General features: G+C 33.4%; 14 protein-coding genes and 8 tRNA genes. 16 read left to right on the forward strand and 6 right to left on the reverse strand.

Annotated features, from left to right (window positions below; genetic code table 11):
• Position 1 precedes the first annotated feature (1 nt).
• From hemH to CIGN_RS05515, 6 genes are all read right to left on the reverse strand, one after another.
• The gene (gene hemH, locus CIGN_RS05490) at positions 2–937 is read right to left on the reverse strand and encodes a ferrochelatase (protein ID WP_086302685.1); all 936 of its coding nucleotides are present in this window, start codon (positions 935–937) and stop codon (positions 2–4) included.
• Between the two features lie 51 nt (positions 938–988).
• Positions 989–3,001 carry a hypothetical protein gene (locus CIGN_RS05495; protein ID WP_086302687.1) on the reverse strand — a complete coding sequence of 671 codons (2,013 nt, stop codon included), beginning with the start codon at positions 2,999–3,001 and terminating at the stop codon, positions 989–991.
• 152 nt (positions 3,002–3,153) lie between these two features.
• Positions 3,154–3,238, reverse strand: a tRNA-Leu gene (locus CIGN_RS05500).
• 38 nt (positions 3,239–3,276) lie between these two features.
• The gene (locus CIGN_RS05505; protein WP_086224097.1) at positions 3,277–3,579 is read right to left on the reverse strand and encodes a F0F1 ATP synthase subunit C; all 303 of its coding nucleotides are present in this window, start codon (positions 3,577–3,579) and stop codon (positions 3,277–3,279) included.
• 99 nt (positions 3,580–3,678) lie between these two features.
• Complete coding sequence (gene ciaB / locus CIGN_RS05510) at positions 3,679–5,490, reverse strand: invasion protein CiaB (protein WP_086302688.1); 1,812 nt, start codon at positions 5,488–5,490, stop codon at positions 3,679–3,681.
• 754 nt (positions 5,491–6,244) lie between these two features.
• A complete protein-coding gene (locus CIGN_RS05515) occupies positions 6,245–6,541 on the reverse strand; it encodes a TFIIB-type zinc ribbon-containing protein (RefSeq protein ID WP_086224088.1) in 297 nt (98 codons plus the stop codon).
• 175 nt (positions 6,542–6,716) lie between these two features.
• On the opposite strand from CIGN_RS05515, the gene CIGN_RS05520 reads away from it, so the two are divergent.
• The 16 genes from CIGN_RS05520 (at position 6,717) to serS (ending at position 19,057) form a co-directional block, all read left to right on the forward strand.
• Positions 6,717–8,090, forward strand: a complete 1,374-nt coding sequence (locus tag CIGN_RS05520; protein ID WP_086302691.1) for a sodium-dependent transporter — start codon at positions 6,717–6,719, stop codon at positions 8,088–8,090.
• Positions 8,091–8,103: 13 nt separating this feature from the next.
• Complete coding sequence (locus CIGN_RS05525; protein WP_086302692.1) at positions 8,104–9,903, forward strand: biotin/lipoyl-containing protein; 1,800 nt, start codon at positions 8,104–8,106, stop codon at positions 9,901–9,903.
• Positions 9,904–10,053: 150 nt separating this feature from the next.
• Positions 10,054–11,628, forward strand: coding sequence for a phosphoenolpyruvate carboxykinase (ATP) (gene pckA / locus CIGN_RS05530; protein WP_086303213.1), 1,575 nt, complete (start codon positions 10,054–10,056; stop codon positions 11,626–11,628).
• Between the two features lie 65 nt (positions 11,629–11,693).
• Positions 11,694–13,085 (forward strand): argininosuccinate lyase, encoded by a 1,392-nt coding sequence (gene argH, locus CIGN_RS05535; protein WP_086302694.1) that lies wholly within the window; start codon positions 11,694–11,696, stop codon positions 13,083–13,085.
• Between the two features lie 277 nt (positions 13,086–13,362).
• Positions 13,363–13,704 (forward strand): ComEA family DNA-binding protein, encoded by a 342-nt coding sequence (locus tag CIGN_RS05540; protein WP_179187348.1) that lies wholly within the window; start codon positions 13,363–13,365, stop codon positions 13,702–13,704.
• Between the two features lie 149 nt (positions 13,705–13,853).
• Positions 13,854–13,929 (forward strand) — tRNA-Lys (locus tag CIGN_RS05545).
• Positions 13,930–13,933: 4 nt separating this feature from the next.
• Positions 13,934–14,009 (forward strand) — tRNA-Val (locus CIGN_RS05550).
• 19 nt (positions 14,010–14,028) lie between these two features.
• Positions 14,029–14,105: transfer RNA gene (locus CIGN_RS05555), tRNA-Asp, on the forward strand.
• 5 nt (positions 14,106–14,110) lie between these two features.
• A tRNA-Lys gene (locus tag CIGN_RS05560) sits at positions 14,111–14,186 on the forward strand.
• 10 nt (positions 14,187–14,196) lie between these two features.
• Positions 14,197–14,273, forward strand: a tRNA-Glu gene (locus CIGN_RS05565).
• 6 nt (positions 14,274–14,279) lie between these two features.
• Positions 14,280–14,355: transfer RNA gene (locus CIGN_RS05570), tRNA-Val, on the forward strand.
• A 19-nt stretch (positions 14,356–14,374) separates the two neighbouring features.
• Positions 14,375–14,451 (forward strand) — tRNA-Asp (locus CIGN_RS05575).
• Between the two features lie 474 nt (positions 14,452–14,925).
• On the forward strand, positions 14,926–16,311 hold the full coding sequence (gene der / locus CIGN_RS05580) for a ribosome biogenesis GTPase Der (RefSeq protein WP_086302696.1): 1,386 nt from the start codon (positions 14,926–14,928) through the stop codon (positions 16,309–16,311).
• Positions 16,295–16,831, forward strand: coding sequence for a shikimate kinase (locus CIGN_RS05585; RefSeq protein ID WP_257789248.1), 537 nt, complete (start codon positions 16,295–16,297; stop codon positions 16,829–16,831). Before der ends, CIGN_RS05585 begins: the two co-directional genes overlap by 17 nt.
• A 3-nt stretch (positions 16,832–16,834) precedes the next feature.
• On the forward strand, positions 16,835–17,803 hold the full coding sequence (trpS, locus tag CIGN_RS05590; protein ID WP_086224083.1) for a tryptophan--tRNA ligase: 969 nt from the start codon (positions 16,835–16,837) through the stop codon (positions 17,801–17,803).
• 9 nt (positions 17,804–17,812) lie between these two features.
• Positions 17,813–19,057: a serine--tRNA ligase gene (serS, locus tag CIGN_RS05595; protein ID WP_086302698.1), complete on the forward strand. Its 1,245-nt coding sequence runs from the start codon at positions 17,813–17,815 to the stop codon at positions 19,055–19,057.
• The last annotated feature ends 8 nt before the right edge of the window (positions 19,058–19,065 follow it).

Raw genomic sequence — 19,065 nt, forward strand, 5'->3', positions numbered from 1 at the left:
GCTAAATGACGCTTTTAGCGATGAATTGAGCAAATTCATCGCTATCATTTGGAGCCTTTACAACCTTATAAAACTCAAATTTACTCTCATTAGCAATATGCTTATATTCTACTGCTAATTCAAAATCTGTCTCGGAATTATCAATACAAAAGCTAATTGGATATATTAATGCTTTTTTACTTGGTAAATTTGGAAGTACTTCGCTTAAATTTGGTCCTAGCCACTTTACTGGGCCAAGACGAGATTGATAGGCTAAACTTATGCTATTAAACTCTAATTTAGCAATATTTAATTTGGATTTTAAAATCTCTAAATGATCTTTTAGATGACGCTCATATAAATCGCCTTTATCAATTACTTTTTGCGGAAGAGAGTGAGCTGAAAATATCAAATCAATCTGCCTAGCATTAGTATCTCCAAGGCTTTTAATAATATCAGCAATAATAATATCATTAAATTTATCATTATTATAAAAATAATCTATAATACTTATTTTAGCGCCAATTTCGAGCTCATCTATAGCCTTTTTAGCAGAGTCTAAGCTTGATGTAATTGTAGTAACTGAATGATGAGGATATAGTGGAAAAAGTATTATTTCATCAGCATCTTTATATTTTGCAAGAGTATCAGACGCAAATGGCGGAGTATAATTCATCGCATAATCAAAGATTAGATTATCTGAACCGAATTTGGCATTTAATTTAGATATTAGCGACCTTGTGATATCTCCTAGGGCAGATTTGCCCCCTAATTGCAGATAATTTTGCGTGGCTGATTTAACTCTCATTGTAGTTATCATCCAAGCTACAAAGGCTCTCAAATAGCGATTTTTAATCCCTAAAATATATGGATCATTAAACATATTTTTCAAAAATACCCTAACATGAGCTAGCTCATCAACACCGCCCATATTCAATAGCACAAATACTTTTTTCATCACTTACCTTTTGTTAAATTCAGCTAATTATATTGAAAAAAATTTAATATTTTACCACTCAATAGAGCGATTATAGCGGATATTTTGACCATTTTGTATCCCCATCACCTCGCCAAAATCCCCCACGCCTACCCAAGAGCTATCCTTAAACAATCTCACCCAAACAAAATCACTCCCATAAAAATGAGTATTATTAATCTCAAATTCGCTCTTTTGCTCGCTATTAATCTTAATTTCCATCACGCCATCAATCACATCGCTAGAATTTAGAGTAGAATTAAATTTCACAATATCTTTTGAAATATTAAAATTTTTAAAGACAAAATAATCCCTTAACTCAGATACCCCACTCATATTTTCATCTAAAACCGGACTATACTCACTACTATTTTTAGCTATATTTTGACACTCATTATCACAAAAAATAGCGAAATATATCTTAGCAATATATGGATAATTCACCGCTTGACTAAGCTTATCCCCATAAGCCTTAGCATAGTATAAATAGCTATAATCTTGTGATAAATTTGGCTTTTGAGTTAAATTCAAATCAATATCGCTTGATAGAATTTTATATGGATTTTGCGGTTTTTCTCGTGGCAAAGATACCTTCAACCAAGCTTTGGCAATACCATTTTTAAAGCTATTTTTGCTAACTATATAGCTATTTTCACTACTTTTATATATGTGATCATCATTTGGCTCACTTAAAGCGTGTAAAGATAGCCTGCTAGAATTACCAAAACTCACATCATCGCCATAACATCCAGCGCTAAAAAGCTTAGCTACACTATTATCGCTTAGGCGAACCTGAAATTCCAAATTCGCACTAACACCCATAAAATCACTATATTGACTAAGGCTTAAATTCTCATCCATAACCCCAAATAATCCAAATTTGGAGCCAAAAATAGTATTTGTATGAACGATTTTATCATAGTCAAAATATGCGATATCCTTAGAAATTCCAGCATCGCAACCTATCAAACCAAGCTCATTTGGAACATTGGTAAAGCTATTTATCAAGCAACCTTGATGAATTTTATCGCTATTTTGCCTATCTATAAACTCAATCCTAGCCACACCAATATCAGGATAAATAAATCCATCTTTATCTGTGCTAATCACCCCTACCCCATCTTTAAACTCGATAGTCTCAGATGAGAGATTTGCCACGCAATTTTCCAAGGTATGGCCTATGAAATCACCGCTAAAATGGCCATTATATCCAGTTACTACATTACCATTATAATCTAAAGCAATAAGCTTAAAATCTCTATATTTCACTCCACCTTTTGGATTTTGTGGGGTATTTTCTAGCTTAAATTTAGCCACTCGGGCGTTAAATTTAGATGATTGAATCTGCTTTGAGTTGGCTTTTTGGTCTTTGAATTTGGCTATGAGATATAAATTTTTATAATCTATCGTTGGTAAATTTGGAATCATAAGTGGGATTTTACCACCGCTAAAAGTGTTAGATTGATAAATTTTATATCTGTTATTAAGCCAAATTTCAAAATCACTCACAACGCTAGTAGTCTGAAATTCCACTTCAAACTCTCGCCCTATAATCTGTGTATAAATTTCACCGAAACTCTCATAACTATTTGAGTTTTGACTTGGGCTTAGCATATTTAGTGCTATTTCAGACTCAAACTCATAATCGCTTAGCCCTATATCAGCCACACCAAAGGTTATTAAGAGATTTTCTCCACTTTTTAATATAATATCTTGAGATTTATGGCCATCATTTTGATAAGTATTATTACAAATAAGATGGCTATTTTGGATGGAATTTGAGATTTTATAATCAAATTTCGCCATTGTAGCACTAGTGAAACTCACGCTAACTAAGGTATCAAATTGCGCCGTTATCGATATCGCAACTTGCTTATTTGATTTGATTTTTCTAGTTTTGATTTTATAATGCTCTTGTATATTTTGATTTACAATGCTCTTATCTCTAAGGCTTATCCCATCACGCTCTAAACTCACAACACTAGATATATCGCAATCTGCCACCAAAGAAACTACCAAAAATATAAGTAAAAATAGAGCTCTCATAACCATCCTAAGATCTAAAATTATATCCAAAAATACTAAATTTAACTTATAATAATTAAATTTTTAAGCTTTTCAATAATTATGAGAATTTAAGTAGCGTTATTTATAAATAATTTAAAAAATTTTTAAGATTTATCTAAACTTAATAGAAATGGTGCGATCAGCGAGACTTGAACTCGCACACCGTAGCGGCACTACCCCCTCAAGATAGCGTGTCTACCATTCCACCATGATCGCAAAAGTGAATTCAAAAAGCCCCAAAACGGGGCTAAAAATTAACCTAAAAATGGGTTAGCATAAAGTGCGATAAGAGCAATAACAAGTGCGTAAATAACTTGTGCTTCGATCATCGCAAGAGCGATAAACATTGTAGTAAGTAGTTTGCCGCCAAGACCTGGATTTCTAGCTGTACCTAAGATAGTAGCAGCAGCAGTATGACCCATACCTATAGCACCACCAAGAGCAGCCACACCAAGACCGATACCAGCAGCTACAACTGAAAATGCTTTAATCTGTTCGCCATCAGCACCAAATGCTAAGCCCGTTAAAGCCACAAGAAGAAAAAGAATCTTTTTCATAATAGTTCCTTAAAAAAATATTGTTTGAATTAGTTCGGATAAATTCCCTACTTAGAATTCAAAACGCAAGATTATACATAATTTTCTTTTAATTTTTCATTAATTTTGCCACTTTTGCCACTCGCCACTCTCGTCAATTTCATTGCCGATCATCTCATATCTATTATAATAATATTTCACAAAATTCGCCATTTCAGCATCATTTGGCAGGTAAATTTCTCCATCAAAATATGCGAATTTAGCCAAAAATTCACTAGCATTTATCTTTTTGATATAGTAACTCGCTAAATCGATATAATTTTCCAAAGTTAGGCTTTTAAATTTCTCATAACTTTGCTGATTAAAGTTTAATCTTAATCTCTTTCCATCAAACCCAAGCACCCCAGCCCTAAATAGCAGCGTCAAATGTATCAAACCCTCACAATAATACGCCCTAGTCTCAACCACCTTTTGCCACGCTATTAACCCTACACTTCGCTTAATAAGCTCAGCAAAAACAGGCAAAATTAGCTCATTTTTTTCATGTAAAAAGAAATTAACTAGCCCACCCGTTGTGGCCTTATACTCTTCTATAAATTTAAATTCCCCGCCAATATTCATCAAATTTTCGCTATCACTATCCATAAATAATATATGCCCAAACTCATGCCCGATTGTGGAAATTTCATAAACTTGCTTCCAAATTTTCTCATTATTAAACAAAATTTCACGACCATAATCTAAAAATTCTTTATCAAAAATCTCACTTGCTAACTTCATAAAAGGCTTAGCCTTAGAGCTTTGATAGACAAAATCCACAAAAGCAAAAATCTTCTTACCACACTCGCCACTTACTATCTCATCATTTGGAACCACTTGAGCCGAAAAAAGCCCATTAAATTCCGCCCCATAATATAGCATAGGAGCGCATATATAAAGCTGAGTTTTATCGATATTAGAATGGACTAAACTAGCCATATTTGAGTTTTTAGGCTCTATTTGAGAGTAAATTTGATCAAAGCTATCCTTTATCTGATTTTTCAATTCACCCTCATCAATCCCGCTTTGATCGCTCAATCTCACATCCCACTCTAAGGCCACAGCATGAGTATAAGCATCTTCATAATACTCCAAAGGATGGCCGATCTGTATAGCCGAGCGGGTTTTCATCCAGGCTCTCTCAACATCTTGCCATTTTGATATTACTCTATCATTTTCACACTCACTAAAAGCAAGTTTTAAAGCCTCAAAATACTCTATATATGCTATATCTTGATCGCTTTTGGCTAGAGATTTTAGCGAATTTATAGAGTTTTGCAATTCACTCACCACCGCTCCGCACTCACTAGGAAATGCTAGGATATAAGGGGTCATTTTATATCCATCTATATCTTTTATCACAGCGCCATAAACTCTATCGCATTTTAGACCATCGCTAAGCTGATACAATTCATTATCATTGATAAATTTCATAGCTTGAGCGATATTATCAAATTTAGTTTCAAACTCATCATTTATCCTTTCTATTATATGGCGTTGCCAGACTTTATGCATATTTGTAATCACGATCCCAACTCTATGCACACTCCATAAAAGCTCCATTTCAAATTCGCTCAAAAGCCCTTCTTGGCTCACAAGATTAAGCATTTTAGAAAATCTATCTATATAAAATTTACTTACAAAATCATATAAATTCGCATTAACTTCTCTAATTTGGCCTTTATCTAAGCCTAATCTTTTTAACTCATTTTCTACACTTGTGGTTCTAAGCGAGACTATTCTATCTGTTATAGCTATTTTAGTTTGGCTGTTATTTGCTAAATTTGCTATCTTTAATCCTTGTAAAATTATAGGATTATCCATATCTTTATATAGCTGATTTAACTCATTTTTAAAGGATTTTGATATCTCATTTAATCTTTTGTAGCTCATATTTGACCTTATATTGTATTTTAAAAAGCAAATTATATCTATTTTAAAAAAACAAAATATCTACAAAGTAAAAATCCAATAATAGTATATATTACACCAGATAAACATTGAGTAGGTCTAAAAAACACAATTTTCATAAAAATCCAAAGCAAAAATAGAACAAAAAGATAATAAAAATTTATCTTTTAAAACCAATTTTTTATCATTAATAATATTAAAATAAATACTACACTAACATAGATATGTTTTGCAAAAAGCATAGCAATGACAATAGATAAGATAGCTATAATCCAGTGATAAAACTTAAATTTATATCATTTTAAAAAATAGAAAAAAAATGAGAAAAATAACAAATATATCTGAATAATTAGGATTTAATGCTTGGTTAAAGTAGTGATTTTATCCAAAAAATAATATATCAAAAAACTCCAATAAACTCGTAAAATCACTACAAAGTATTTAGCAAACAAAATTTCTTGAAAAATTTAAAATTTTAACCCTATTATCTTTTAATGCTAATTTTTTTAAAATCTCTAAAGTATTATCCGTGCTACCTAAATTCGCAATTAATTTGCTTAGAATTTTGTTCATTTATAATATTAATTTGATTTAAAATTTCTAAGTAAAAATTATCTAAATTTAAACTTTCATTGTAGCAAGGCACTACAAAAGATAGATCTACCCCCCCCATTTTTTTTAATAATATTTTCCACAATTTTCTCCTAAATTTTAGATTTTATGCTTAATACAAACTCTAAAAATCAAAAAGTTCAGATAAAAAGCTCTCTCTTTTCTTTTTGCGATATCCATTGTGATAGCCATCGTCATAATATCTCTTATCATCATATCTTCTATCATCTTTGCGTGATTCATACTCTCTTTTGCTACCAAAATACTCATTTTGTCTTGAATTTGATGCTGATCTTTCTATAATCTTATCTAACTCTCCACGATCTAGCCAAACACCACGACAACTAGGACAGTAATCTATCTCAACTCCGCTTCTTTCACTCATTACCAAATCTACATCTTTACACACTGGACATCTCATATTGCACCTCTTTTTAATTAAATTTGACAAAATTCTAACCAAAAAAAATTAATACTAAATTTCAAAAAGTTACACAAACTAAAAAAAATCTAAGTTATTAAAAAAAATTATAAAATAAAAGTATAGAAAAAGAAAAAATTTGATAAACTTAGCGTATTTTGTATTTAGGTGGAATATGGTAGAAAAATTTTCAAAAATTGGATTTATTCTAGCAATGGCTGGATGTGCTGTAGGTCTAGGCAATGCATGGAAATTTCCTACAATGGTCGGCAATAACGGCGGTTCAGCCTTTATCTTATTATATATTATACTTACTCTTGGAGTAGCTGTAGTGGTCTTTTTAGCAGAGCTTGCAATTGGTAGGCTTGGCGGAACTGACATTGTAAATTCACTCAAAAATCTAGCACCAAAAAATAAACGCGCTTGGGGATTTGCTGGATTTTTTATGCTTACAGCAATTTTAATAGCCTCATTTTATATGATTGTTATTGGTTGGATTTTAAAATATATATTCCTATCATTTGGCACCCTGCCAAGCACGGCACAAGAAGCTGGAGCTATGTTTGGCGGTCTTGTTGAATGGGATTTTTCAAGTGTATTTATCTGTTTTAGTATAGTCTTTTTAACTGTGTTTTATGTAGTTTCTAAAGGGATTAAAAGTGGCATTGAGAGATTAAATATCTGGATGATGCCATCACTATTTATTCTTCTTATAGGGCTTTTATTATATGCAATATTTGCTAGTGGTAACTTTACTCAAGCTTTAAGCTTTATATTTATCCCTGATTTTAGCAAACTTTTAAATGCTGAGCTAATATTACAAGCCCTAGGCTTGGCATTTTTCTCTATGTCAATGGGTGTTGGGAATGTAGCTACTTATGCTGCTAGTTTATCAGATGATACAAATTTGGTTAAATCTACACTATCAATTGTCTTTATCAATGTATTAATAGGCATTATGATGGGACTTGTGGTATTCTCATTTATACCTATAATTGATAATCAACCCGTTAGTGATGGGCCTGGGCTTATATTTGTATCACTTACATCTTTATTTGCTCAAATGGGAGCAGCGGGAAATATTCTTGCAATTGCATTTTTTACTTCACTGCTTTTTGCGGGGATTACCTCAGCTGTTTCAATGATAGAACCTTTTACTTTATATTTGATAAATAAATTTAAATTAAGTAGAAATAAAGCTATATTTATAATTGGAATATTTGTATATATTTTAGGTATATTTTGTATTTTATCACACTATGAGGTTACAAGTAGCTATTTTAGCATTCCAGCATTAGCTATAAGCAATGAAAAGCCAATAGCGTTTTTTGATATATTAGACTTGCTAACTTCAAATATCTTAATGCCACTTGGTGCTTTGACATTTAGCATTTTTGCTGGATATATTATTAAAAAGGAAGGATTATTCACTATATTTTCAAGTTTTATGTCTAGGAGATGGTTTGAAATTTGGTATTTTACACTCCGTTATGTTGCCCCGCTCGCAATTTTGTCTACTGGGGCTTATAAAATTATAAGTAAAATTTAATAAAAGGAAAAATATGGCAAAGAAATTTATCGATGTGATGGATACCACTTTTAGAGATGGTTTCCAATCTGTATTTGGTGCAAGAGTATTAATGAATGATTTTTTACCTGCTGTAAGTGCAGCTAAAGAAGCTGGAATTAATCACTTTGAATTTGGCGGTGGGGCAAGATTTCAAAGCCTATACTTCTACTTAAACGAAGATGCATTTACAATGATGGATAAATTCAGAGAAGCTGCTGGTAAAGATGCAAACCTACAAACTCTATCTCGTGGCGTAAATACTGTAACTTTAGATACTGGTAGTAGAGAATTAATAGATATGCACGCAAAGTTATTTGCAAAACATGGAGCTACAACAATCCGCAACTTTGATGCTTTAAATGATGTTAAAAATTTAGAATATAGCGCCCAAAGAATCAAACATCACGGATTAAAACATGAAGTAGTAGTAACTATGATGGATTTACCGCCAAACTGCGTTGGCGCTCACGATGCTGAATTTTATGAAAAATGCTTAAGAGAAATTCTAGATAGTGGAATTGAATTTGATAGCGTTTGTTTTAAAGATGCAAGCGGTACAAGTAGCCCAGAAAAAGTCTATCAAACAATCAAAATGGCAAGACGCTTACTAGGTGATAATGTGCATCTAAGACTACATACTCACGAAACAGCGGGTGTTAGCATAGCTTGTTATTTAGCGGCTCTTGAGGCTGGTGCAGATGGTATAGATCTAGCTGCTAGTCCAGTAAGTGGTGGAACTAGTCAGCCAGATATTCTTACAATGCTTCATGCGGTTAAAGGCAAAGATTATGATCTAGGTGGATTAGAAGTTGATAAAATTTTAAAATATGAAGATGTATTGCACGATTGCTTAAAAGACTATTTTATGCCACCTGAAGCTACTCAAGTAAGCCCATTAATTCCATTTTCACCAATGCCAGGTGGTGCATTAACAGCTAATACACAAATGATGAGAGATAATAATATCTTAGATAAATTCCCAGCCGTTATCAAAGCTATGAGAGAAGTAGTAGAAAAAGGTGGATATGGAACAAGTGTAACTCCAGTTAGTCAATTCTACTTCCAACAAGCATTTAATAATGTAATGTTTGGCCCATGGAAAAAGATAGCTGAAGGCTATGGTAAAATGGTTTTGGGCTACTTTGGCAAAACTCCTGTAACTCCAAGTGCTGATATTGTAGAACTTGCTGCTAAACAGCTAAATTTAGAGCCTACTACTGCACCAGCTATAGATATTGCAGACCAAGATGAGACAAAATCAATCGCCTATACTAAAGCTATATTAGAAAAAGAAGGTATTGAAGCAACAGAAGAAAATATCTTTATTGCAGCGGCTTGTAAAGAAAAAGGTATCGCATATCTAAAAGGCGAAGGCAAAGTAATGGTACGCAAAAATAGCGATACTATAAAACCAGCTACAAAATCTGGTTCAAATCAATTTAGTGTTACAGTAAATGGCCACAATTATAATGTTGAAGTTGCAGATGGATTTGATAATTTTACTTTAAAATCTATTACTCCTGCTAAAGAATCTAGTCAACCAAAAGATGAGCCAAAAGCAGTAAGCTCTACTGGAGCATCAAATGAAATTACAGCTACAATGTCAGCTGGAGTATTTAAAATCCTAGTAAATATTGGCGATAGCGTAAAAGCAGGTCAAACAGTTGTAATTTTAGAAGCAATGAAAATGGAAATTCCAATTGAGGCTGGATGCGATGGAGAGGTTGAGGAAATTCTAATTTCACAAGGCCAAACCGTAGAAGATGGCCAGCTATTAGTCAAGCTAAAATAATCCAAAAGTCGCCAAAATTTGGCGACTTTTACTAAATTATAAAATTTATTATTAAAATTTACAAATCTTTTACAAAATCAAACCAAAGATTAAGCTAAAAAATACTAAAATTGAACATCAAATTTAATTCTATAAAAAGGTAAAAATATGATAAAGGATTTAGATAAGCTAGGCTTAAGTGATATCAAAGAGATTTATCATAATCTAAGCTATGATGAGCTTTTTGCTCATGAGAAAGCAAACAATGAAGGTTGTGTCACAGATAATGGAACCTTTAGTGTGGATACTGGAATTTTCACAGGTCGCAGTCCTAAAGATAAGTATTTTGTAAATCAAGATCCAAGTAATAAATATCTAGCATGGGGTAAAGTTAATCAACCTATGACAAAAGAGACATTTGATAAACTCCTTGCTAAAGCAAAATCCCAACTAAGTGGTAAAAATATCTATATCCAAGATGCATATTGTGGCTCTAGCCTAGCAAGTCGCAAAAGCGTAAGATTTGTAACTGAAGTAGCATGGCAGGCGCACTTTGTCAAAAATATGTTTATCCGCCCAAGCGAGTCTGAACTTGCTGATTTCACTCCTGATTTTGTGGTATATAACGCTTGCAAATGCGTAAATGATGAGTATAAAAAAGATGGATTAAACTCAGAAGTATTCGTAATCTTTAATATAGAAGATAATATCGCAGTTATTGGCGGTACATGGTATGGTGGCGAGATGAAAAAGGGTATATTTTCTATGATGAATTACTGGCTACCATTAGAAAATAAACTATCTATGCACTGCTCGGCAAATGTAGGCAAAGATGGCGATACTGCTCTATTTTTTGGATTAAGCGGAACAGGTAAAACAACTCTATCAACTGACCCAAATAGAGCCCTAATCGGCGATGATGAGCATGGCTGGGATGATGAAGGGGTATTTAACTTTGAAGGTGGATGCTATGCAAAATGTATCAACCTAGATCCTAAAAGCGAACCTGAAATTTATGCTGCTATCAAACGCAATGCGCTATTAGAAAATGTATGTATAGATGAAAATGGCATAGTAGATTATAGTGATGACTCAAAAACAGAAAATACTCGTGTAAGCTATCCAATAGAACACATTCCAAATCACGAACCAAGCCTAAAAGCTGGACACCCAAGAAATATTATATTCCTTACAGCTGATGCTTTTGGGATACTTCCTCCAGTATCAAAACTTACAAAAGAACAAGCTATGTATTACTTCTTAAGTGGTTATACAGCAAAAGTTGCTGGTACTGAACGTGGAATTACTGAACCTCAAGCTACTTTTTCAGCTTGTTTTGGTGAGCCATTTATGCCGCTTCATCCAACCGTTTATGCAAGACTATTGGGCGAAAAAATAGACAAACATCAAGTAAATGTCTATCTAGTAAATACCGGCTGGAGCGGTGGTGCGTATGGCGTAGGCAAAAGAATGAGTATCAAAGCTACCCGTGCTTGTATCAACGCAATTTTAGATGGTAGCATACAAAAATGCGAATTTGAAAACTTTGAAAAATTCAATCTAGCTATACCAAAATCACTTGATGGTGTTGAAACTAATCTGCTAAATCCTATCAACACATGGGCTGATAAAAATGAATATATCGCTGCAAGGGATAATCTAGCTAATATGTTTATTAGCAACTTTAAACGTTATGAGGATGTAGCTGAAGGCGTACAATTTGCTAAGGCTGGCCCTATAAACTAACCTACTCCGCCCTATTTTGGGCGGATTATTCTACTATTTTTATTATTTTATTAAGGATTCTTTTCATGCAAAAAATGTGGCAAGGTAGATTTAGCGAGGCTAGTAGTGAGCTATTAGAAGCTTTTAACGCATCGATTGAATTTGATAAAGAGCTATATGCTCAAGATATTGCTGGTTCAAAAGCTCACGCAAAGATGCTAGGTAAATGCAAAATCATTGAAGATGAGGCTGTAAATAAAATCTTAGAAGGATTAGATCAAGTAAAATCTGAGATAGAAAATGGAGAATTTAAATTCAACATAGCTGATGAAGATATACATATGGCAGTTGAAAAAAGACTTAGCCAAATTATTGGAGCTGAATTTGGCGGTAAATTACATACTGCAAGAAGCCGAAATGACCAAGTCGCTCTTGATTTTAGACTCTTTGTTTTAGAAGCAAATTTAGATCTAGCTAAACTACTTTTAAATCTTATTAAAACTATAAATAGTATCGCTAAAGAACACAAATCTACCCTAATGCCAGGCTTTACACATCTCCAACACGCTCAACCCGTTAGTCTAGCATATCATTTACTAGCCTATGCGTTTATGTTTAGTAGGGATTATGATAGGCTTATTAGTAGCCACAAGCGTAACAATCTAAGCCCACTTGGATCATGTGCAATGGCTGGAACACCACACCCAATTGACCGTGAGATGGTTGCTAATGAATTAGGCTTTAATGGTATTACGCCAAATGCGATGGATAGTGTAAGTGATAGAGATTTTGCATTAGAGTTATTATTTAATCTTAGCGTAGTATTTACCCACACCTCTAGATTGTGCGAAGAATTAATCTTATGGAGTAGCAGTGAGTTTGGATATATTACAATTAGTGATAAATTTAGCACTGGATCAAGCATAATGCCACAGAAAAAAAACCCAGATGTAGCTGAGTTAATTAGAGGTAAAACTGGTAGAATCTATGGCAATCTAATCTCTTTATTAACCACGATGAAATCTCTACCACTAGCTTATAATAAAGATATGCAAGAGGATAAAGAGTGTGTATTTGATAGCGTAAAAAATGCCAAGAACTCACTAATTATACTAAATGCGATGATAGAAGAAATTAAATTTAATAAAGAAAATATGTTAAAAGCAACTAAAATTGGACACCTAAGCGCTACTGATTTAGCTGATTATTTGGTCAAGAAAAAGTTTATTCCATTCCGTCAAGCACACTTTATAACTGGTAAATGTGTTGCCTTAGCTGAAAGTCTTGGCAAAGATTTAAGTGAGTTAAGTCTAAATGAGTTACAAAGTGTAGAGCCTAATATTAGTACCGATGTTTTAGAACTTTTAACGCTAGAAAGTTCTAAAGAGGCTAGAAAAAGCCTTGGAGGAACAAGTGATTATAGTGTAGATATACAGCTTGAGCTAATTGATAAATTTATAAAATCACAAGAAATATAACAACTTTGCTACGCCCTATTTTGCTACAAAATATCTTTTTATCAAATTTTATTATCATGGGCGTAGCATAATAATCTTTTAATTTGCAATATTATGACGTTAAATTATAATTTCAACTGAAGCTTTTTATTAAAAATTTAATAATTTAAAATATAAACTTAAACCAAAAAATAAATATGGTAAAAAATTAGTTAAATTTTATCTAATTTTAATTAATTTTTCCACAAAAATACTAAAAATTTGATATAATAAAGTTATTTTACTTTAAGGAGAGTTAATGAAAGCGTTAGCTATAGTTGCAATTAGTGCAAGTATGATGTGGGCAGCCATAAATATTAATACAGCTAGTAAAAATGAGCTAATGGAGCTTCCAGGTATTGGCGAAAGCAAGGCCGAAGCAATTATATCATACAGACAAAAAAGCAAATTTAATAGTATTGATGAGATTAAAAATGTCTCTGGAATAGGTGATAAAATTTACGAAAATATCAAAATAGATCTAATTACAAGTGGTGCAACTGATACAACAAATCTAAAAAGTCTAAACAAAGAAAATAAAAAACCAACTAAAAAAGACAACAACAAAGTCAACAAAGATAATAATTTAACAAAAAAATAGTTAAATTTAACATAGTTGTAGTGATTTTGACTACTTTTGTATCCAAATTTTAGCTAAAATAAAAAAATTAACAAATTTTAGCTAAAATTTACTTTTATGCCTTGACAAATAGAAATATTTTTTGTATAATTCAACTTCATTTTTTAAGTGTCTTGTTAGCTCAGCCGGTAGAGCATCTCCCTTTTAAGGAGGTGGCCGTTGGTTCGAATCCAACACAGGACACCACTTTGGTCGCTTAGCTCAGTTGGTAGAGCGCCACCCTTACAAGGTGGATGTCATAAGTTCGAGTCTTATAGCGACCACCATTTATTCTTAAATTTAGGTGCGGCGGTAGTTCAGCTGGTTAGAATATCGGCCTGTCACGCCGGAGGTCGCGGGTTCGAGCCCCGTCCGCCGCGCCATTCGTGTCTTGTTAGCTCAGCCGGTAGAGCATCTCCCTTTTAAGGAGGTGGCCGTTGGTTCGAATCCAACACAGGACACCACTTTTTATTAGACCCTTTCGTCTAGTCGGCCCAGGACATTGCATTCTCTGTGCAAAAACGCCAGTTCAAATCTTGCAAGGGTCGCCATTGCAAGGTCGCTTAGCTCAGTTGGTAGAGCGCCACCCTTACAAGGTGGATGTCATAAGTTCGAGTCTTATAGCGACCACCATTTATTCTTAAATTTAGGTGCGGCGGTAGTTCAGCTGGTTAGAATATCGGCCTGTCACGCCGGAGGTCGCGGGTTCGAGCCCCGTCCGCCGCGCCATCTTTTTCATTCAAAATTTAAAATGTCTTGGTTGTTTTAGTAAGTTATTTGCTATATAAATTTTAAATGATAATCTTTTTTACTCTAATCTATCAAATTAATCATTACTACAATAATATTATTGATTTAACAATTATAGTGATCTTTAATAAATATTAATTTACAAAATTTAAGCTCTATTCATTTAATCAGTATTTTATAGTATTAAATTTGCAATTACTGTTGATTTAAAAAGTAAATTAATATAAATTGCCATACTTATTACAGTTACTAATAATACTTATATAAAGCCTATTTTGTAACAACTAAATTTGTTATAATATGCAATATTTTAAAACCTATTATATGAAATTTATAAAAAATCATTTTGATTTTCTGCATAAATGTCTAAAAATTGCATTCTCAAATTCCAATTTTATAAATGCTTAATACGCTTTTAGATATAATCTATCCCAATAATTTTCAAGGAAACTCATGAAGGAAGTGATACTAGTAGGCCGTCCAAATGTCGGCAAAAGCTCGCTTTTTAATCGTCTAGCAAAGCAAAGAATTGCCATAACTAGCGATGTTAGCGGCACTACCAGAGATACAAATAAAACTCAAATTCAAATCGATGATAAAAGCTGCGTACTCATAGATAGCGGTGGAATAGATGATAGTAATGAGCTTTTTATCAATGTCAAAAACAATACTCTAAATGCTGCAAAATGTGCTGATATAATAATATTTATGGTAGATGGAAAGATGCTACCAGATGATGCAGATAAAAAATTATTTTATAGTTTATTAAAGCTAAATAAGCCAATAGCGCTAGTAATAAATAAAGTAGATAGCAAAAAAGATGAAGAGCGTAGTTGGGAATTTAATGAATTTGGTGCTAGCGTAGTATTTAATATCTCTGTAAGCCACGCTAGTGGAGTTGATGAGCTGTGCGAGTGGATTTACAAGCAGCTACCACAAGCAAATTTAAAATTCGATACTGATGATTTTGATGAGTTTTTAGAAGATTTTAATGAACAAGGCGAACTAGACCTTGATAATAAAGCCATAGATTATGAAAATAAAAACATCAAAGTCGGTATCGTAGGTCGTGTAAATGTAGGTAAATCAAGCCTATTAAATGCACTTGTCAATGATAATCGCTCCGTAGTTAGTAGTATTGCTGGCACAACAATTGATCCGGTAAATGAGAGCTTTGTGTATAATGATAGAGTTTTTGAGTTTGTCGATACCGCTGGCATTAGAAAGCGCGGAAAGATAGAAGGTATAGAAAAATACGCTCTAAATCGCACTCAAAAGATTTTAGAAATAGCAGATATAGCGCTATTAGTTTTAGATGCTAGTGAGCCATTTACTGAGCTTGATGAGAGAATAGCTGGATTAGTTGGCAAATTTGAGCTTGGCGTAATCATTGTACTAAATAAATGGGATAAGGATCATGATGGGTTTGATAAGGTAGCCTTTGAGATTAGAGATAGATTTAAATTCCTAGCTTACGCTCCAATTATAAGCGTTTCAGCCCTTGGTGGCAAGAGAATCCACAAGCTCTACCCTTTAATCCAAGAGATATATCAAAACTACACACAAAGGATTAAAACCTCTGAACTAAACGCATTAATAGAAGAGGCTGTGCGAACTCACCCGATTCCTAGAGATCATGGTAAGATTGTAAAGATTTTTTATGCGGCTCAATTTGGGTTTGCGCCTCCTAAAATTGCATTGGTAATGAATAAACCAAGATCTTTACACTTTAGTTATAAGCGATACTTGTTAAATAAGCTTAGAGAGAGATTTAATCTAAATGGGACTCCAGTAGTTCTAATACCAAAAAACAAGGGTAAAAGTGAGACAGACATATAAAAATATAATATTAATAGGATTTATGGGTGTTGGCAAAGGTAGCGTAGCTAGAGTTTTAGCACGCAAAATGGGAGTTTTTGCTATTGATGGAGATGATTTAATAGAGAGCTTTGCTAATAAAAAAATTAAAAAAATTTTTGAAGAAGATGGTGAGGCTGAGTTTAGAAAGATAGAGAAAAATTTAGCTAAATTTCTAGAAAAATCGGTAAATGGAGTAGTAATTTCTACTGGTGGTGGATTTTATAAGGTTAAAAATTTAAATAAAATTGGCACCGTAATATATCTAAAATCAAATTTTGATAAGATAATAGAACGCATAAAAGCTGCTCCAAATGCAGATAAAAAACTAGCCAAAAGACCACTTCTAAGCGACTTAAATAGAGCCAAAGCCTTGCATAAAGAGCGCGATGAAGCATATGCTAAAAAAGCTGATCTTATCATAAATGTAGAGGATAAAACTCCACAGCAAGTAGCTGCTAAAATCGTTAAACTACTAAATCGCAAACATCTAAAAGGATAAAATTTGAGAACTCTAACAGGACTTCAGCCCTCTGGCAAACTTCATCTAGGCAACTACTTTGCTAGCATTAAACCTATGATTGAAAAACAAAATAATAGCGATGATGAGATGTTTATATTTGTAGCTAATTACCACGCAATGACATCTCTAAGCGATGCAAAAAGCCTAAAAGCCAATACATTAGAAGCTGCGGCTGCCTTTTTATCTTTAGGGATAGATCCGCAGCGTTCTACATTTTGGGTGCAAAGTGATATCAAAGATGTATTAGAGCTTTACTGGATACTATCTCAGCTTACTCCAATGGGATTATTAGAGAGAGCACACGCATATAAAGATAAGGTTGCCAAAGGATTAGAGGCTCATCACGGGCTGTTTAGTTATCCAGTATTAATGGCTGCTGATATATTATTATTTAATGCTCAAAAAGTTCCAGTAGGCAAAGATCAAATTCAGCATGTAGAGATAGCTAGAGATTTAGCACTTAAATTCAATAACGCTTATGGAGAAATTTTTACTCTACCTGAAGCACAAGTTGCTCAAAATGTAGCTACCGTACCAGGTACAGATGGAGCTAAAATGAGTAAAAGCTATAAAAATACAATTGATATATTCAGCGATGCTAAAACACTAAAAAAACAGTGTAGCTCAATTGTAACTGATAGTACTCCTTTAGAAGAGCCAAAAGATTGGCAAAACTGCAATATTTACGCAATTGCCAAACTATTTTTAAATGAACAAGAACAAGCAAATTTACAAGATAGATATAGTAAAGGCGGTGAAGGTTATGGCCATTTTAAAATGTATTTAAATGAGCTTACATGGAACTATTTTGCCCCTGCTAGAGAGAAATTTCAATACTATATGAATAATCAAAATGAGATTATAGATATACTACATCACGGTGCTAAAAAGGCCAAAAAAACCTCTGATGAGATTATGGCAAAAGTAAGAGATGCTGTGGGAATTTACTAAGGAAAAAATATGATAAATTTAAGATTAATCGAGACAAATTATGATGAATTAAATGCCAAATTAAAAGCCAAAAAAGTAGATGATGGGGTGCTAGCTAAACTTTTAGAAGCTTACAATAACCTTAAATCAAAAAGGCTTGAGCTAGAAAATATCCAAGCCATACAAAATGCAAAAAGCAAGGAACTTGGCATAAAAGCTAAAAATAAAGAGGATATAAGCGAGTTAAAATCAGAGCTAGATGCTAACAAAAAAGAGCTTCAATCACTCTTAGGCATAGTAGGTGAGCTAGAATTAAATTTAGAAAAAATAGCCAAAAGTGTGCCAAATATCATCGATTATGATGTCCCATTAGGTAAGGATGAAGATGATAATGTCTGTATATTGAGCGTTTTGAGTCCTAGAGAATTTGACTTTAAGCCAAAAGAGCATCATGAATTGGGCGAAGCGCTTGGTTGGCTAGATTTTGCTACTGGGGCTAAGATATCAGGGAGTAGATTTACAGTACTTAGAGGTGATGGGGCTAGATTATCAAGGGCTCTTGTGAATTTCATGATTGATTTTAATATGAGCCGTGGATTTGAGCTTGTTAATGTGCCATTTTTGGTTAATTCTAACACACTATATGGTACTGGACAGTTACCTAAATTTGCTGATGATTTATATAAAGTAGATGGAGAAGATCTCTATTTAATCCCTACTAGCGAAGTGCCTGTAACTAATATCTATAATGATGAGATTATCCCTGCTGAAAAACTGCCTATTAAGATGACTTGCTACTCATCTTGCTTTAGGCAAGAGGCCGGAAGTGCGGGTCGTGATACTAGGGGGATGATAAGACAGCATCAATTTGAAAAAGTAGAGCTAGTAGCAATCACCAAAGCTGATCAAAGCGAAGCTATGCTAGATGAGATGGTAAGCTGTGCTAGTGATATGCTAAGCGCTCTTGGTTTGCCACACCGCCATATGATGTTATGTAGTGGGGATTTAGGATTTAGTGCGGCTAAGACAATTGATTTAGAAGTTTGGCTACCAGGTCAGGGCAAATATAGAGAGATTAGTTCTATCTCAAATACTCGTGATTTTCAAGCTAGACGAGCCAAAATCAGATATAAAGATGATAAGAAAAATATCTTAGCACATACGCTAAATGGCTCTAGCCTAGCAGTTGGTAGGACGCTAATTGCTATAATGGAGAATTATCAAAATAGCGATGGCACAATAACCATTCCAGAAGTGCTCAAAAAATATTTCTAATAGGAATT

The sequence above is a fragment of the Campylobacter devanensis genome (genome assembly GCF_002139915.1).
Classification (GTDB): domain Bacteria; phylum Campylobacterota; class Campylobacteria; order Campylobacterales; family Campylobacteraceae; genus Campylobacter; species Campylobacter devanensis.

Bases quoted from the DNA above. Each gene is read 5' to 3' on its own strand.
- CIGN_RS05520 (WP_086302691.1), top strand. From the start codon at position 6,717: ATGGTAGAAAAATTTTCAAAAATTGGATTTATTCTAGCAATGGCTGGA.
- CIGN_RS05525 (WP_086302692.1), top strand. From the start codon at position 8,104: ATGGCAAAGAAATTTATCGATGTGATGGATACCACTTTTAGAGATGGT.
- CIGN_RS05505 (WP_086224097.1), bottom strand. From the start codon at position 3,579: ATGAAAAAGATTCTTTTTCTTCTTGTGGCTTTAACGGGCTTAGCATTT.
- hemH (WP_086302685.1), bottom strand. From the start codon at position 937: ATGAAAAAAGTATTTGTGCTATTGAATATGGGCGGTGTTGATGAGCTA.
- argH (WP_086302694.1), top strand. From the start codon at position 11,694: ATGCAAAAAATGTGGCAAGGTAGATTTAGCGAGGCTAGTAGTGAGCTA.
- der (WP_086302696.1), top strand. From the start codon at position 14,926: ATGAAGGAAGTGATACTAGTAGGCCGTCCAAATGTCGGCAAAAGCTCG.
- CIGN_RS05540 (WP_179187348.1), top strand. From the start codon at position 13,363: ATGAAAGCGTTAGCTATAGTTGCAATTAGTGCAAGTATGATGTGGGCA.
- serS (WP_086302698.1), top strand. From the start codon at position 17,813: ATGATAAATTTAAGATTAATCGAGACAAATTATGATGAATTAAATGCC.
- ciaB (WP_086302688.1), bottom strand. From the start codon at position 5,490: ATGAGCTACAAAAGATTAAATGAGATATCAAAATCCTTTAAAAATGAG.
- CIGN_RS05495 (WP_086302687.1), bottom strand. From the start codon at position 3,001: ATGAGAGCTCTATTTTTACTTATATTTTTGGTAGTTTCTTTGGTGGCA.
- CIGN_RS05515 (WP_086224088.1), bottom strand. From the start codon at position 6,541: ATGAGATGTCCAGTGTGTAAAGATGTAGATTTGGTAATGAGTGAAAGA.